Origin of the sequence: Streptomyces vastus (genome assembly GCF_039532825.1) — a bacterium.
GTDB lineage: Bacteria > Actinomycetota > Actinomycetes > Streptomycetales > Streptomycetaceae > Streptomyces > Streptomyces vastus.
Map to the genome: position 1 here is coordinate 84,203 of NZ_BAAASJ010000021.1, position 14,957 is coordinate 99,159.

General features: G+C 70.9%; 12 protein-coding genes and 1 pseudogene. 6 read left to right on the forward strand and 7 right to left on the reverse strand.

The features are described from left to right. Positions 1–76: 76 nt before the first annotated feature. Positions 77–955 carry a PhzF family phenazine biosynthesis isomerase gene (locus ABD357_RS09340; RefSeq protein ID WP_344388904.1) on the reverse strand — a complete coding sequence of 293 codons (879 nt, stop codon included), beginning with the start codon at positions 953–955 and terminating at the stop codon, positions 77–79. A gap of 383 nt (positions 956–1,338) precedes the next feature. Between ABD357_RS09340 and ABD357_RS09345 the strand changes: the two are divergent. The 5 genes and pseudogenes from ABD357_RS09345 to ABD357_RS09365 all read left to right on the forward strand — a co-directional run. After that, a pseudogene (locus ABD357_RS09345) lies at positions 1,339–3,297 on the forward strand (sensor histidine kinase); the annotation flags it as partial. Between the two features lie 1,256 nt (positions 3,298–4,553). After that, positions 4,554–4,979 carry a roadblock/LC7 domain-containing protein gene (locus ABD357_RS09350; RefSeq protein WP_344388906.1) on the forward strand — a complete coding sequence of 142 codons (426 nt, stop codon included), beginning with the start codon at positions 4,554–4,556 and terminating at the stop codon, positions 4,977–4,979. A 1-nt stretch (position 4,980) separates the two neighbouring features. Continuing rightward, entirely contained in the window at positions 4,981–5,337 is a 357-nt protein-coding gene (locus ABD357_RS09355; RefSeq protein WP_344388908.1) for a DUF742 domain-containing protein, read from the forward strand. Then, entirely contained in the window at positions 5,324–5,962 is a 639-nt protein-coding gene (locus tag ABD357_RS09360) for a GTP-binding protein (protein ID WP_425584783.1), read from the forward strand. Before ABD357_RS09355 ends, ABD357_RS09360 begins: the two co-directional genes overlap by 14 nt. A gap of 243 nt (positions 5,963–6,205) precedes the next feature. Then, positions 6,206–7,213: a lysylphosphatidylglycerol synthase transmembrane domain-containing protein gene (locus ABD357_RS09365; protein ID WP_344388910.1), complete on the forward strand. Its 1,008-nt coding sequence runs from the start codon at positions 6,206–6,208 to the stop codon at positions 7,211–7,213. 133 nt (positions 7,214–7,346) lie between these two features. Here ABD357_RS09365 and ABD357_RS09370 read toward each other — a convergent pair whose 3' ends face one another. Continuing rightward, a complete protein-coding gene (locus ABD357_RS09370; protein ID WP_344388912.1) occupies positions 7,347–7,916 on the reverse strand; it encodes a hypothetical protein in 570 nt (189 codons plus the stop codon). Positions 7,917–7,966: 50 nt separating this feature from the next. Between ABD357_RS09370 and ABD357_RS09375 the strand changes: the two genes are divergently transcribed. Beyond that, positions 7,967–8,836: an SDR family oxidoreductase gene (locus tag ABD357_RS09375; RefSeq protein WP_344388914.1), complete on the forward strand. Its 870-nt coding sequence runs from the start codon at positions 7,967–7,969 to the stop codon at positions 8,834–8,836. On the opposite strand, the gene ABD357_RS09380 is transcribed toward ABD357_RS09375, so the two are convergent. The 5 genes from ABD357_RS09380 to ABD357_RS09400 form a co-directional block, all read right to left on the reverse strand. Next, positions 8,837–9,934 carry a fatty acid desaturase family protein gene (locus ABD357_RS09380; RefSeq protein ID WP_344388915.1) on the reverse strand — a complete coding sequence of 366 codons (1,098 nt, stop codon included), beginning with the start codon at positions 9,932–9,934 and terminating at the stop codon, positions 8,837–8,839. Positions 9,935–10,068: 134 nt separating this feature from the next. Beyond that, positions 10,069–10,272, reverse strand: a complete 204-nt coding sequence (locus ABD357_RS09385) for a cold-shock protein (RefSeq protein ID WP_344388916.1) — start codon at positions 10,270–10,272, stop codon at positions 10,069–10,071. Positions 10,273–10,572: 300 nt separating this feature from the next. After that, positions 10,573–11,928, reverse strand: a complete 1,356-nt coding sequence (locus tag ABD357_RS09390) for an FAD-dependent oxidoreductase (protein ID WP_344389044.1) — start codon at positions 11,926–11,928, stop codon at positions 10,573–10,575. 364 nt (positions 11,929–12,292) lie between these two features. Next, positions 12,293–13,570: an MFS transporter gene (locus tag ABD357_RS09395; protein WP_425584784.1), complete on the reverse strand. Its 1,278-nt coding sequence runs from the start codon at positions 13,568–13,570 to the stop codon at positions 12,293–12,295. Between the two features lie 17 nt (positions 13,571–13,587). After that, complete coding sequence (locus ABD357_RS09400; RefSeq protein ID WP_344388918.1) at positions 13,588–14,709, reverse strand: PLP-dependent cysteine synthase family protein; 1,122 nt, start codon at positions 14,707–14,709, stop codon at positions 13,588–13,590. Positions 14,710–14,957: the final 248 nt, after the last annotated feature.

The window sequence follows — 14,957 nt, forward strand, 5'->3', positions numbered from 1 at the left end:
GGGGAGAAGCCGAGCGTGGGGAGCGCCCAGCCTCGGACGGCCCGCACCTTTTGGTACCGCGCTCCGCGCGGAGCGCCTAGCGCGGGTCACCGATCGGGCGCGCCCGGCCGGTGACCCGTACCCGTGGATCCGTCGGGTCGACGTCCACGAGCAGTTCGCTGGGGCGGCCCATGTCCTCGCCCTGGCGGAGCGTGAGGGTCATCGGCTCGCGGACCAGGCCGAGGGTGCGCAGATAGCCGCCGAAGGCGGCGGCTGCCGCTCCCGTCGCGGGGTCCTCTTCCACGCCCCCGACCGGGAAGGGGTCGCGGGCGTGGAAGAGGTCGTCCTTCTCGCGCCAGACCAGTTGGAGCGTGGTCCAGCCATGCTGTCGCATCACGTCGGCGAGGCCGTCGAAGTCGTACGCGAGATCCGCCAGCCTGGCGCGGGAGGCGACGGCGAGCACGAGGTGCTCGGCCCCGCCGAAGGCCACGTGCGGCGGCAGTTCCGGGTCCAGGTCGCCCTCGGCCCAGCGCAGCACGGCGAGCGCCGGGGCGGTCTCGTCCGGGGTGGCCGGCCGGGAGCGGGTCGGGACGCTGGTGAGGGTGGCGCGCACCGTCCCGTCGGGGTCGGCGGCCGTGGACACTGGGATCTCTCCGGCCGGGGTATCGAAGACGAACTCCCCGGGCCCGTTCCGCTCGGCGAGCGCCACGGCGGTCGCCACGGTGGCGTGCCCACAGAACGGAACCTCGACGAGAGGGCTGAAGTACCGCACCCGAAAGCGGCGTTCGGCATCCTCCCGCGCCGTGACGAACGCCGTCTCCGAGTAACCGACGTCGGCGGCGAGGGCCAGCATCCGGCTGGGGTCGAGCCCGGCGGCGTCCAGAACGATCCCGGCGGGGTTGCCGCCGTCATCGCCGAACCCCTCCGGGGTGAAGGCGGAGTAGCGCAGAACGTCGGTGCTGGTTTCGGGTCTCATGGCTGCACGCTCCCACGAGGCAGCACGCTTGAGAAACGAGTTGTCGTCGACGAGTCGACGTGACCGTTCACCGATGAACGCAACCGTGGCCCGGACGCCGTCCGACTGATCAGCCCACGGTCACCAACGGACAGGTGCGGACGATGAGTTAGGAGACGGTCACCCACGGCTTTCATACCGCCTCATCACCAAGCTTTTAGGTCTCTCACGGTGCGTACGGACGCTGGTACGGATAGCATCCTGCGCACCCGTCGTGTGATGTCGGACACGCGGCCACCCACCGCTTTCGTCTCACCGCTCGCCTCCCCACTACCCGATACCGCTCACAGCTCATAGCTCATAGCTCACAGCTCACAGTTCTTCGCTCCCGCCCTAGGACGACGATGTCTCCACGGACAGGTCCCCGCCGTCTCGGCTCCATACGTCTCTCCCTGATCCTTCTGGCGTTGGTCCCCAGCGTCACCCTCGCTGCGATGTGGGGGGTGACGACGACGCAGATGTTCTCCGAAGGGCTACGGCTGCGGGCCCAGACGGAGCTGAGCAGGTCGACCGGCGCCATGGGCACCGACGCGACGCTCGCGCTGCAGCGGGAGCGGAGCCTGTCGGCTGCCTGGCTGGCCACTCCCGGCAGCTCCAGGGCCCTGCTGGACAAGCAGCGGGAACGTACGGACGCACAGGTCGCCAAACTGATCGGCCGGTCGGATGTGATCGACAAGGCGCCCGAACGGATAGGGAACCGGCTGTACTCCGTCATCGCCGCCGCGGGCAGCCTGGAGTTCTACCGGAACCAGGTCGACGGCCGCACCGACATCGCCCGGCAGTCACTGGACCAGTACACCGCGATCATCGACGACCAGATACACGCCTTCCAGGAGCTCTCCAAGGTCGACGACGGTGACCTCACCTCGCAGGCCGAACCGCTCGTCGCGCTGGAACACGCCGCGGAACTGGTCTCCCAGGAGAACACCCTGCTCACCCTGGCCTGGCCGTCCGGCAGGCTGGACGAGGAGTCGCACGCCGCCTTCGTCCAGTTGGTGAACGCCCGGCGCTGGCTCGTCGAGGACCAGATCGTCCACTCCGTGAGCGGCACGGCGAAGACACAGACCGAGCGCATCCTCCAGGGGGCCGCCTGGAAGGACCTGGAGGCCGTCGAGACCCAGGTGCTCCAGGCACCTGCGACGGGCCGCGGCGACACCCGGAAGATCAACCTGCCGGACGCGCGGGACCAGTGGAACAACGCGATGGGCCAACTCACGGTCCAGTACCCGGATCTGATCCAGCGGCAGACCACGGCACTGCTCGACCGCAGCAGTGACGACGCCCATGCACTGCTGGTCAAGGCCGCCGCGCTGAGCGCCGGCGGACTCGTCGCCCTGCTGCTGTGCGTCGTACTGTCCTGGCGCATCACCCGCTCCCTGTTCCGGCGGCTGCGCGGGCTGCGGATGGCCACCCTCAGCCTCGCTCAGGAGCGGCTGCCCGACGTGGTCGCACGGCTCGACCGGGGCGAGAAGGTGGACGCGGACTCCGCCGCGCCCCCGCTGGACTACGGCCGGGACGAACTCGGCCAGGTGGCGCAGGCTTTCAACACCGCCCAGCGCACGGCCGTCCACACCGCGGTGGAGCTCGCCGACACCCGGCGCGGCTTCCAGAAGGTGATCCTGGGGATCGCCCGGCAGAGCCAGAACCTGGTCAATCTCCAGCTCAGCAAGCTCGATTCGCTGGAACGCGAGCACCAGGACCCGCACATCCTCAAGGGCCTGTACGAACTCGACTCCAACGCGAGCCAGCTCCGCCGCTACGAGGAGAACCTCGTCATCATCAGCGGCGAGCGGCCGGGCCGCAGCTGGGCCGAGCCGGTCGCGCTGATCGACATCCTGCGCAGCGCCGTCGGCGAGGTCGCGGAGTACCAGCGGGTGGAGGTGCACACCGACGAGGAGGTGTCCCTCGCTCCGCCCGCGGTGGCGGACGTCATCCATCTGCTGGCCGAACTCATCGACAACGCGACCGCTTACTCGCCCGCTCCCAGCCCGGTCGGGGTACGGGCCGCGATGGTGGCCAAGGGCCTGGCCATCGAGGTCGAGGACCGCGGTCTCGGGATGTCGGAGGACGACTACGCGGCGTTCAACGCCCAGCTGGCGGTGAAGCCGCAGTTCGACGTGGTGGCGCTGGCCGACGATCTCCGGCTCGGCATGTTCGTGATCGCCCGGCTCGCCACGCGGCACGGCATCGCCGTCACGCTGCGGTCGTCTCCGTACGGCGGGACAACGGCGATCGTGCTGGTGCCGCACGACATCGTGGTGCGGGAGGGCCCCACGGCCGATACGGATGCCGCAGGCTCGGACTCGGCGTACGCTCCGGCGGGCGAAGCGGACGTCCCGGCCCAAGGGGGCCATAAACCCCGGACGCCCCCGGGGCCCCAAGAGCCCCAGGAGCCCCAGGAGTCCGCCAAGCCGCTCGCGGCCCTCGCGGAAACCTCGTCCGACATGTCCGGACCGGCCTCGCCCGGACCGGCCTCGACCAGACCGAGGTCGGTCGGACCAGGCTCGGCCGATACGCAGCGCCCTGACCGGCACAGCCACGCACGCAGCCACGTGACCCGGCCCGCGACCCGGCCAAGGACGGCCGATACGACCGGATCCGCATCCGGCCCGGGGTCCGGTTCCGCCGGATCCGCGTCCGAGTCTGTGTCCGCGTCCGCGTCCGGACCGGCGTCGACGTCCGCGTCCGGACCGGCGTCGACGTCCGGGCCCGGCCCGGGGTCCGCGTCCAGGTCAGGCCCGGGGTCCGCGTTCGGTTCAGGGTCGGGGTCCGCGTTCGGTTCAGGGTCGGGGTCCGCGTTCGGTTCAGGGTCGGGGTCCGCGTTCGGTTCAGGGTCGGGGTCCGCGTTCGGTTCAGGGTCAGGCTCCAGGTCAGGCCCGGCGTCCGGGTCTGCATCCAGACCCGGGGCCCCGTCCGGGTCCGGGCCGGGGTCCGGGTCCGGGCCGGGGTCCGGGTCCGGGCCGGGGTCCGGGTCCGGGCCGGGGTCCGGGTCCGCGTTCGGGTCCGCGTTCGGGTCCGCGTTCGGTTCAGGGTCAGGCTCCGGACCCGGCCCGGCGTCATCCAGGCCCGGGGCCCCGTCCGGGTCCGGGCCGGGGTCCGGGCCAGAGTCCGGGCCGGGGTCCGGGCCAGAGTCCGGGCCGGGGTCCGGGCCGGGGTCCGGGCCGGGGTCCGGGCCAGAGTCCGGGCCGGGGTCCGGGTCAGGCCCCGGGCCCGCGTCCGGCCGGGGTTCCAGCCAGCGCAGCGGCCTCGCTCCGCTGCCGCGCCGCGTACCGCAGACCAGCCTCGCCACCGAGTTGCGAGAGGACTCCGTGCCTGCCCGGGCTGACGACCCGTTGGAGGACTTCGACGCGGAGCGCGCGGCCTCCTCGCTGTCCGGTTTCCAGCGCGGAACGCTTCGGGCCCGTGACGAGGGTGAGGAGTGGACGTACAACGAAGGAGGAAACGAACTAGGAAACGGAGGAGAGGAAGCCCCACCCGCGAGCCCAGGTACGCAGGTCCCCGTCCCCGGAAAAACCGTCACCTCGACTCCACCGGCAGACCGCTCATGAAGGACACAGAAATGACACGCCCCATCCCCGCCACGCACAGCCAGCTCGACCAGCTGCTCACCGGACTGGTGGACCGGGTCGCCGAGGTGAACCACGCCGTCGTGCTCTCCGACGACGGACTGGTCGTCAGCAGGTCCACGGCGTTCCTGCGCGACGACGCCGAGCGGCTGGCGGCGACCGCCTCCGGCCTTGTGAGCCTCAGCAAGGGCGTCAGCATGGACTTCCGCGGCGGCCCCGTACGCCAGGCGCTCATCGAGATGCGCAACGGCTACCTGATCATCACCGCCGCCGGAACCGGCGCCCATCTCGCCGTGCTCACCCACCAAGGCGCGGACGTCGGCGTGGTGGCGTACCAGATGAACCTGCTCGTGAAGAAGATCGGCGAGCACCTGAGTGCGTCGCCGCGGGGCACGGTCGCCGCCGACCGCGGCGAGTGAGGTGAGCGGAGGCGAGGCGGCGGGTCGTCTCGTACGGCCGTTCGCGCTGACCGGCGGCAGGACCCGGCCCGACCGCAGCGACTTCTCCCTCATCACGACGGTGTCCGCGGTGGACCCGCCGCCCACCTGGGCCGCCCGGACGCAGCCCGAGCACGCCCGGATCGTGCGGCTGTGCGCGAAGCCGATCGCCGTCGCGGAGCTCGCGGCCCACCTCGACCTGCCGGTGAGCGTGGTCTCCATCATGCTGTGCGATCTGCTGGCGGCGGGCCGAATCACCGTTCATGCGCCGCGTCCTGTCTCCGGGACGCCGGACATGGACCTGCTGCAGAAAGTGAGGGACGGCCTTGGCCGGCTCTGACGCACCCGTCAACGGGACTCCAGTCCAAGGGACTTCGGCCAAAAGAGCCCAGGCCCAGGGGAACTCGGCACCCGACACGGTCAAGATCCTGATCGCCGGCGGCTTCGGGGTCGGGAAGACCACCATGGTCGGGTCGGTCAGCGAGATCGTCCCGCTGCACACCGAGGAACGGCTGACCTCCGCGAGTCTGGGCGTCGACGACCTCCAGGGCCTCGACGGGAAGAAGTCCACCACCGTGGCGCTGGACTTCGGCCGGATCACGATCGGCCAGGACCTGGTGCTGTATCTCTTCGGTACGCCCGGACAGCAGCGGTTCTGGTTCATGTGGAACGACCTCGCGATCGGCGCGCTGGGAGCCGTGGTCCTCCTCGACGTACGCAGACCCGAGTCCAGCTTCGCCGCGATCGACTTCTTCGAGCGGCGGGGCATCCCGTTCGTCATCGGCGTCAACGGCTTCCACGGGCAGCATCCGTACACACCCGAGGAGATCCGGGAGTCCCTGGCGCTCCCCGAGGGCACCAGAGTGCTGCTCTGCGACGCACGTGAGCGCGAGTCGTCCCGGGACGTACTGATCGCTCTGCTGGACCAGTTGATCGCCGCTTCGGCAAAGGCCTCGGCGTCGTAAGGAGAGCCGTAAGGAGAGCCCTAGGAGACAGGTCACAGGGAGACAAAGGCCACAGAGAGGCGTTCTTGCTGCGGAAACAGGGCATCATCCTCGGCACCGTCGCCCGCCCGCTGGCGCCTCTTCGGCTCCAGGACACCGTGCCGTCATACCGGGAGGGAACGGTTCCCGCTGTCCCCCTCTGCCTCGCCTTGCATCCGTCACGCCCGCCCCCCACGGGCGTGCCGCGAAAGGACGACGTGCGCTGTGTCCTTGCTCCCGCTCGACAAACTCCCCGGGCCGCTCCCCGCCACCACCCCCGGCCCCGTCCGCTCCCCCTCCCGTACCCGCCACGCCCTTCGGGCACTGAGTCTGCTCCCGCTCCTTCTGGTCGCGGCCTGGGCGGCACTCGACTGGCGCACCGTGTACGACGGCGCCGCCCAGCTGGCCTCCGCCGACCCCTGGTGGCTGCTGTCCGGTTTCTTCTTCATGTGCATGGGCTGGGTGGCAGCCGCGTGCGTCCGTCAGGGCGCCCTGCCGGAACGGCTCCCACCGGGGCTGCTGCTCGCCTCCCAGGTCGCCGCCGGCACCGCGAACCATGTGCTCCCGGCGAGCATCGGCGCCCACGCCGTCACGCTCCGCTTCCTCCAGCGCCAGGGCATATCCCTCACCAGGGGCACCGCCTCGCTCGCGCTGTACTCGCTGGTCAAACCCCTGGCGAAGACGCTGGTACTCCTCGTCTTCCTGGTGTTCTTCCCGGGCGTGCTGGGGCTGGGTGAACTCGTCCCGGACGAACGGACGTTGCACCTGATCGCCGGAGGCGTGGCGACCGGTCTGGCCGTGGCCGCGCTGCTTCTGACGTTCGTACGTCCGCTGCGGCGCCCGATCCTCAAGTTCGTACGCACCGCCCTGACCGACGCACGGATCCTGCATGCCCGGCCCAGCCGCGTCCTCGCCCTCTGGGGCGGAGCCGCCGCCACCCCGCTGCTCCAGGCAAGCGTGATCGCCTCGGTCGGCTTCTCGCTGGGCCTGCCGCTGTCCTGGGCGCAGGTGACGTTCGCGCTCCTCGTCGCCAGCACCGCGGTCGGAGCCGTACCCGCACCGGGCGGCATCGGTCCCATCGACGCGGCCCTGGTGTTCACCATGGTCCTCTTCGGCGCCCCCATGAGCCTGGCCACGGCAACGATCATCGGCTACCGGGTCCTGACGATCTGGGTGCCGCTGCTGCCGGGGATGTTCACGCTCTCGTGGCTGGTGCAGCGCAGGGTGTTGTGAGCCGAGCCAAGGCCCAGTGGCCGTTGGACCGACATGTCGAGGGCGACGATGCCGGTCTTGGTGTCGAGGTGCAAGTGCGCGCCGTACACGGGGTGGGCGCCGTCGTCCATGGGGCGGTGACGTCGATCGGGACTCAGCGGCCGGTCCCCGAAACGGCCGCGAGCAGTCCGTTGACCACCAGCTCCGCCAGTGCCTCCGCCGTGGCTGTGAGCTGCTGCGGTGAGGCGGCGTCGGCCCTGCCCGGGCGCCGCGCCAGAGGCATCTCCAGCATTCCCGCGACGGGAGGGATGACGGCGAAGAACAGCACGTCGAGCGGGACGGGTGTCATGCGTCCGGAGGCCACGAGCCTGTCGATGACGGACACCAGGGTCTGCAGGACCGGGCTGATGTAGTGCTCGTACAGGTGGTCCAACCGCTCGCCGTCCCGATTGAGTTCGTCGACGAAGAGCCGCCCGATCAGTGGCTCGTCGGCCGCTGTCCGGTAGAAGCCGGTGATGATCTGCCACAGCTGCTCGGCCTCGTCGAACGAGGGGTCCGGCTGCGGCAGGCTCGCGATCTGTGCCCCAGGGCGGCGTCCACCACCGCGCGCCAGAACGCCGCCTTGGATCCGTACCGGTCGTTGATGAAGTTGTGGCTGACGCCGAGGCGGCGGGCCAGCTCGCGTGCGGAGGGATGGTCGTAGCCCAGCTCGGCGAAGGCACATGTGAGACTCGGCCGGACGGCAAACTCACCCAACCGAAAGGGACGCCAACCATGACCGACCTTCCCGAATCAACGCTGGCGGTCACCGGAGCAACGGGACGCCTGGGTGGGCGCGTCGCCCGCCGCCTGGCCGAGCGCGGCATGGCGCAGCGGTTGCTGGTGCGTAACCCGGAGCGGGCGCCCGAGCTGCCCGGTGCCACGGCGATCGGCGGCAGTTACCACGACCATGACGCCGTAGTCCGCGGCCTGAGCGGGGCGAAGACCGTGTTCATGGTGTCCGCTTCCGAGAGCGCCGACCGGCTCGACCAGCACAGGGCTTTCGTGGACGCCGCGGCAGAGGCGGGCGTCGGGCACCTCGTCTACGTGTCCTTCTTCGGCGCCGCGCCCGACGCCGTGTTCACGCTGGCCCGTGATCACTTCCACACCGAGGAGCACATCCGGGCCAGCGGGATGGCGTACACCTTCCTGCGCGACAATCTGTACGCCGGGTTCATCCCCGACCTGGCCGGCGAGGACGGTGTGATCCGCGGTCCGGCCGGGCAGGGACGTGCGGCCTTCGTATCCCACGACGACATCGCCGACGCCGCCGCCGCGGTCCTCGCCCGGCCGGCCGGGCACGCCGGTGCCATCTACGACCTGACCGGTCCCGAGTCCCTGACGCTGGACGAGGCTGCGGAGATCGTGTCGGAGGTGCTCGGCCGCACCGTCACGTACCACCCCGAGACGGTCGAGGAGGCATACGCCTCCCGCGCCTCCTACGGTGCCCCGCAGTGGCAGCTCGACGCTTGGGTGTCCACCTACACGGCCATCGCGGCCGGCCGGCTCGACGGCGTCAGCGACGCAGTCCCCCGCCTCACCGGCCACCCCGCCACCCCCCTCGCCGACGTCATCCGCGCCGCCCGGGGAGGGGCCGGCAGGTGATCAGTACTCCAGCTCGGGGCGCAGGCGCAGCGGGCCGCCGACCGCGTGGAGGTGCTGTAGCACTTGGGCGTAGGAGTGGAATAGCCCGGTCTCGTGGTAGGCGATGTCGTGCCGGGCGCAGAACGTGCGCACGAGTTCTTGGGCATGGCGCAGGCTGGGCCGCGGCATGGAGGGGAACAGGTGGTGTTCGATCTGGTAGTTCAGTCCGCCGAGCATGAAGTCGGTGAGCCGTCGGCCGCGGATGTTGCGCGAGGTCAGTACCTGTCGACGAAGGAAATCGATCTTGTCGTCCTTGGCGAACATCGGCATGCCCTTGTGGTTGGGGGCGAACGAGCATCCCATGTACAGCCCGAACAGCCCTTGGTGCACGGCGACGAAGCACACGGCCTGCAGGGGAGGCAGCACCCAGAACACGGCGCCGAGGTAGCCGCCTAGATGCGCCGTCAGCATGCCTGCCTCGGCCACCTTCGTCCTCCGCGAAGTACGGGCACCGGCGCGCTCGAGCAGCGCCCGCACGCCGGCGACGTGCAGGGCGAGTCCCTCCAGAAGCAGCATCGGGAAGAACAGCCAGGCCTGGTGGCGGGTCAGCCAGGCGTACGCTCCGCTGCGGACGCGGGCGTGGTCCTGGGTGAAGGCGATCGCGCCGTCGGCGATGTCCGGGTCGCGGTCGACGTGGTTGGGGTGGGAGTGGTGCCGGTTGTGCTTGGAGATCCACCAGCCGTAGCTGAGACCGATCAGCAGGTCGGCGTGCACGCGGCCGAGCAGGTTGTTGACGCGCTTGGAGCCGGAGATCTGGTGATGGCCGGCGTCGTGCCCGATGAACCCGGTCTGGGTGAACATCACCGCGAGGAAGGCGGCGGTCACCATCTGCCACCACGACGGTCCGATCAGGGCGAATGCGGTCCACCCGGCGGCCAGCAGAAGCAGGTTCCCCCCGATCTTGACGGAGTAGTAGCCGGGTCGCCTCTTCAGCAGCCCGCTCCGCTTCACCTCTCGGGACAGAGCGGCGTAGTCGCTGCCCCGGCTGCCGGGCGACGGTTCGGTCGTCGCGGCGTAGTCCGCCGGATCAGTACTCCGGGCGCTGATGTCAGTGGCCACAGGGTTCCTTTCGGGGTGCACGGGCGCTGCCTGCCCGGCATGGGGAGGGGCGCCGGATGCGGCACCGTACGGAGGCAGCACGAGGCAGGCCCGCGGCGCGGGCCTGCCTCGGAATGGGGTTCGACTGGCTGTCCTCAGAGCGCGCGGACCTGGTCCGCCTGCATGCCCTTGGGGCCCTGGCTGGCGGTGAACTCCACCCGCTGGTTCTCCTCCAGAGAGCGGAAACCACCCGTGTCGATCGCCGAGTGGTGGACGAAGATGTCGGCGCCGCCCTCATCGGGGGCGATGAAGCCGAATCCCTTGTCCGGGTTGAACCACTTCACGGTTCCTTGAGCCATGTGATGTCTCCTTCGAGATGGCGAGTAGTGCGGGAAACGCGCGCTCGCACGATCCCGGGCTGCTGGTCGCCAGCCGTCGAAGAAAACCCCCGAAAACGACAAAGCGCCCGCTGTCAGAACTCCGCGGGCGCTTCCACGTTCGCAAACTTCAACTACAACCACTGCCTACAACGTCCGGAGGGCCGGGAACGTTCCCGGCCTCCGGCCACGGGCTCGAACCTTCCGCCCAGCGGGTTTTCCAGGGCGGACGGGCCGATGCGCGGACCGGCGCGAAAAGATGCCGTCGGCTGCCGGCCTCACTCAGGCCCTCGGTTCCTCCGGTGTCGCCGGCGGCTCGGTGGGTGCCGGCGGTGGCGGACGGAAGAGGACGGCCCGGGCCACGGGCGGGGCGAACAGTGCGCTGACGGGCGCGGAGAGGGTCAGTACGGAGCGGAAGGCGCGCCCCACGACGGCGTCGCCGGGGGAACGCTCCTGGACTCGCCGCAGGTACCAGTCTGCGACGCGGTCCGCGGGCTCGCCGGCGACCGCGGTGCCGACCGCGCCCGGCATCTTGCGGTCTGCCCCGGCGGAGATGTCCCATGCCTGCCGGGACGCCGCCAGGAGCGCCCGCTGCACGTGCCGCGTCGTGGGGGTCCGGCGCGGATCGGCCAGTGCGTCGCGCAGGGCTACCGCGCTCATCGCGGCGACGGCCATGCCCTGCCCGTAGATCGGGTTGAAGGTGCACAGGGCGTCGCCGGTGGCGAGGAATCCGGCCGGGCGGCGGCCGGGCAGGTCGTAGCGGCGGCGGATGTTCGCGGTCCGCCGGTAGCCGAACGCCGGTGAGAGCGGTTCGGCCTCGTCCAGCCACCGGTGCAGGAGCGGATGCGGCAGCCTCTTGGTGTACGTCACGAACTCGTCGTCGTCCGTGGGCGGTTCGTCGCCGCGTAACCCGGAGACGATGACCAGGTGGGTGCCGTCTTCCAGGGGCAGCGCACCGCCGCCGTGGACCTCGGCGGGGCTGGGGTAGACGTAGTAGCCGAGGGTGTCGCCGTCCAGTGCGCCGCTCTTGCCCCGGTAGACGCGGGAGGCGTACGCGAGCCCCGTGTCGATGGTCTCCTCGTGCGGGGCCTCGGCCCCGATCGCCGTGAACCACTGAGGGACCTTCGTGCCGCCGCCGGAGGCGTCGACGACCAGGTCGGCCTCGAGGGTCCGCTGCTTCTCGCGGTCGTCGCCGGAGCGGTCACGCAGCAGCACACCCCGCACGCGCGAGGCGTCACCGAGGAGCCCGACGACATCTGTCCCCTCCACCACGCTGATCACCGGGTTGGCGAGGACGCGCCTCCGCACCAGCTCCTCGAGCTGCGCGCGGGAACCGGTGTAGATGTGCGTCGTCGCGGGCAGCCGCCGGAGCCAGCGCCCGTCCTGCCGCTGCACCATGTCCGAGGGCATGCCCACGCGCGGCGCCCCCGCCGCCCGCAGCTCCGCCAGGAAGCCCGGCAGCAGCGATTCCAGGGCCACCTGCCCGCCCTCCAGCAGGACATGCGGATGCCGGCCCTGCGGTACGCCGGGCCGCGGCTTGATGCCGTCCGGGAACCGGTCGCGCTCGACGACGGTCACCCGCTCGGCGTGCCCGGCAAGGACATGCGCCGCGAGCAGCCCCGCGAGGCTCCCGCCCACGACGACCGCATGCCGCCCGCCCCGGCCGCCGCCCACACCCCAACGGGCTGTTTCTCCGGCAGAGTTCACCGATCCGCTCCCCTGGTCGCCACGTCGTGAGAAGGCACCAGTATCCCGCTCCGCAAAGGGGGTTGACCGTGTTCCAGCCCTTCTGCGCGTCCCGGATACGCCCGCCCCGGATCACTCCACCGGCCCCGCCATCAGGGCGCGTTGCGGCAGGAGGGTGTCGATCAGCGGCCGTGCTAGTGGGCGACCGGCGTGCCCCGCAGCCCCGGGCGCGCGGGGATCATGTGGCTTCTCCGGTGGACACTGGCAGGGGCGGGCGCATGCGGCGCCCGCCCCTGGTTCGTGGACCTGCGGCGGGTCAGGCGGCGACGGGCTGCGACTCGGGCTCGGGGGTCACCAGACGGCCGGTACGGTGCAGGCCGTACAGGGCGGCCGCACAGGCGAGGCCGAGCGCACACAGCGAGACCCACGGCAGCGCCGGCATCCCCGCCTCGCGGGCCGCGTCCAGCGCGGCACCGGTGAGCAGGTTGCCGAGCGTGATGCCGACCCCGCAGATGGTGTTGTACAGCCCGTAGTGCGTGGCCACGAGCCGATCACCGGAGAGGCGCACGATGGTGTCCATCTCGAAGGGGTACGCGATCATCGTGCCGATCGCGAGCAGCAGCGCGGCGAGCGTCGGCGGCACCGCGGCCAGCAGCCACAAACCCACTCCTGACCCGGGTACGGGCACGGCGGTGGCCATCAGCAACGGCACGAACGCCAGCCCCATGATCGCCAGCCCTCGGGTCAGCGCCTGGCCGGGTTCGTACCGGGCCTTGCACCAGGCGGTCACCCTCGTCTGCCCGACGATGGTGCTCAGCCCGGAGACCGCGAACAGCACCGCCACGGCGGCCGTACCGAACTCGCCGTCACCACCGAGCCTGCGCACCTCCAGCGGCAGGGACAGATACACCTGGAAGGTGAGGACGTACGAGCCGATCATGGCGCCGGAGAAGAGCAGGAACGGCCGGTTGGCGAGGATGCCGCGCCACTGGGCGAGCACACCGTCCCGGCCCTGGCTCTCCTTGCCCTTGGTGTCCTCGGCCCGCCGGGCGGGCAGCGCGCGGATCTGCACGACGGACAGCAGTGCGAAGATCGCGGCCGACACCAGGCAGGTGACGCGGAAGTCCACCCCGGTCAGCACCATGCCCACGAGCGGGCCAAGCAGGATGCCGGCCTGGTAGAAGACGTTGAACAGCGCGAACGCCTCGACCCTGCGCTCCCCCGCGTCCGCGGCGAGATACGCCCGGACCGCCGGGTTGAACAGCGCGCCGGCGAGCCCGGTGGCCGCCGACGCGGCGATCAGTGCGGCCAGCGAGTCGACCAGTCCGAGCGTCGCGAAACCGACCGTACGCAGCACGCATCCGGCCACGATCATCGGCTTGTAGCCGAGGCGGTCGGCGAGTGTTCCGCCGACGAGGAACATGCCCTGCTGGCTGAAGTTCCGTACACCGAGGATGAGTCCGACGACCCAGCCGGCGAGACCGAGGGTGCCGGACAGGTGGGCGGCCAGGTAGGGCATCAGCATGTAGAAGCCGAGGTTGATGGTGAACTGATTGACCATCAACAACTGGACGCTCCGGTCGTAGGAGCGCATCTGCGTGAGTGTCGCCCTCACCGCGAACCACCCGTCCCTGTAACCGTCTCCGAAACGGCCCCCGCCACCAGGGCGACCGGATCGGTGACCGCCGCGCAGCGGGTCCAGCGGGTGACTTCCTTCTCATCGGGACGGCCGACGACCTCCGGCTCGGGCGCCGGGGTCACGCCCAACAGCCCGTGTTCGGCGCAGTATTCGTCGTCGTAGACCGTCTCCAGATAGCGCTGGGGTCCATCGGGGAAGATCGCCACGATACGGGTGCCCGGCGGGGTCGTACGCGCGACCCAGCCGGCCACCAGCGCGACCGCGCCGACACTCCAGCCACCGGTGGCGTAGTGGGAGGCGGCCAACTGCCTGCAGGCCCAGACGGATTCGCCGGGGGCCACCCAGTGCGCCTCGCTGAAGTTCTCGTATGCCACGTTGCGCGGGTAGATGCTGGAGCCGAGACCGCGCATCAGGCGGGGCCGGGCGGGCTGGCCGAAGATGGTCGAGCCCACGGTGTCCACGCCCACCACCCGCAGCTCGGGGTACAGCTGACGCAGGACACGCGAGGTCCCCGCGGAGTGGCCTCCTGTGCCGACGCTGCAGACGAGTACGTCGATGTGGCCCATCTGCGAGGCGAGTTCGAGGGCGAGCGGAGTGTAGGCGGCGACGTTGTCGGGGTTGTTGTACTGGTCGGGGCACCAGGCTCCGGGGTGTTCCGCCATGAGTTCGGCGACGCGGTCGCGGCGGGCCTGCTGCCAGCCTCCGGTCGGGTGCGGGTCGGGGACCATGTCGACGGTCGCGCCGTAGGCGGCGAGCAGCCGGTTCATCGACGGTTCGAGGCCGGGGTCGGTGACCAGGGTGACGGGGTGGCCGTAGACCATTCCGGCCAGGGCGAGGCCGAGGCCGAGGGTGCCGCTGGTCGACTCGATGATCGGGCGTCCCGGCCGCAAGTCGCCGCGAGCTCGGGCCCGTTCAACCATGTGCAGTGCGGGGCGGTCCTTGATGCCGCCGGGGTTGAAGCCCTCCAGCTTCGCCCAGAAGCCGCGGTCCGGCTCGGTGAACGGCTGGGAGATCCGCAGAACGGGGGTGTTGCCGACTAGCCCCTGGAGCGTGGGGCCGGCAGGAGTGGGGTCGCTCGTGGTCAGTGAGTGCATTTCGTTCGCTCTCGTATCGATACGGACGCGTGCGGATGCTCATCTCGCGCGACGGCCAAGGCACGACGCGCGGCGGGCGACGAGGGTCGGCCCGCGAGGCGGCCTCTATATGCGCCACCTGCAGATGGCGGTGAGAGCGGACCGGCCGCCGCTCGGCAGCAGTCTTCGCACGGCGCCAGGGGGCTGTCGTACGGGAGTTGCTGTGGCGTCCGTCAACGACAGCGCGGTGACGGCCGGCGGCGGGACCC

What these genes read in the sequence shown, in the direction of transcription:
- ABD357_RS09340 (WP_344388904.1), bottom strand. Translation starts at nt 955, where the DNA reads ATGAGACCCGAAACCAGCACCGACGTTCTGCGCTACTCCGCCTTCACC.
- ABD357_RS09350 (WP_344388906.1), top strand. Translation starts at nt 4,554, where the DNA reads ATGACACGCCCCATCCCCGCCACGCACAGCCAGCTCGACCAGCTGCTC.
- ABD357_RS09370 (WP_344388912.1), bottom strand. Translation starts at nt 7,916, where the DNA reads ATGTGCCTTCGCCGAGCTGGGCTACGACCATCCCTCCGCACGCGAGCT.
- ABD357_RS09375 (WP_344388914.1), top strand. Translation starts at nt 7,967, where the DNA reads ATGACCGACCTTCCCGAATCAACGCTGGCGGTCACCGGAGCAACGGGA.
- ABD357_RS09385 (WP_344388916.1), bottom strand. Translation starts at nt 10,272, where the DNA reads ATGGCTCAAGGAACCGTGAAGTGGTTCAACCCGGACAAGGGATTCGGC.
- ABD357_RS09395 (WP_425584784.1), bottom strand. Translation starts at nt 13,570, where the DNA reads ATGCGCTCCTACGACCGGAGCGTCCAGTTGTTGATGGTCAATCAGTTC.
- ABD357_RS09400 (WP_344388918.1), bottom strand. Translation starts at nt 14,709, where the DNA reads ATGCACTCACTGACCACGAGCGACCCCACTCCTGCCGGCCCCACGCTC.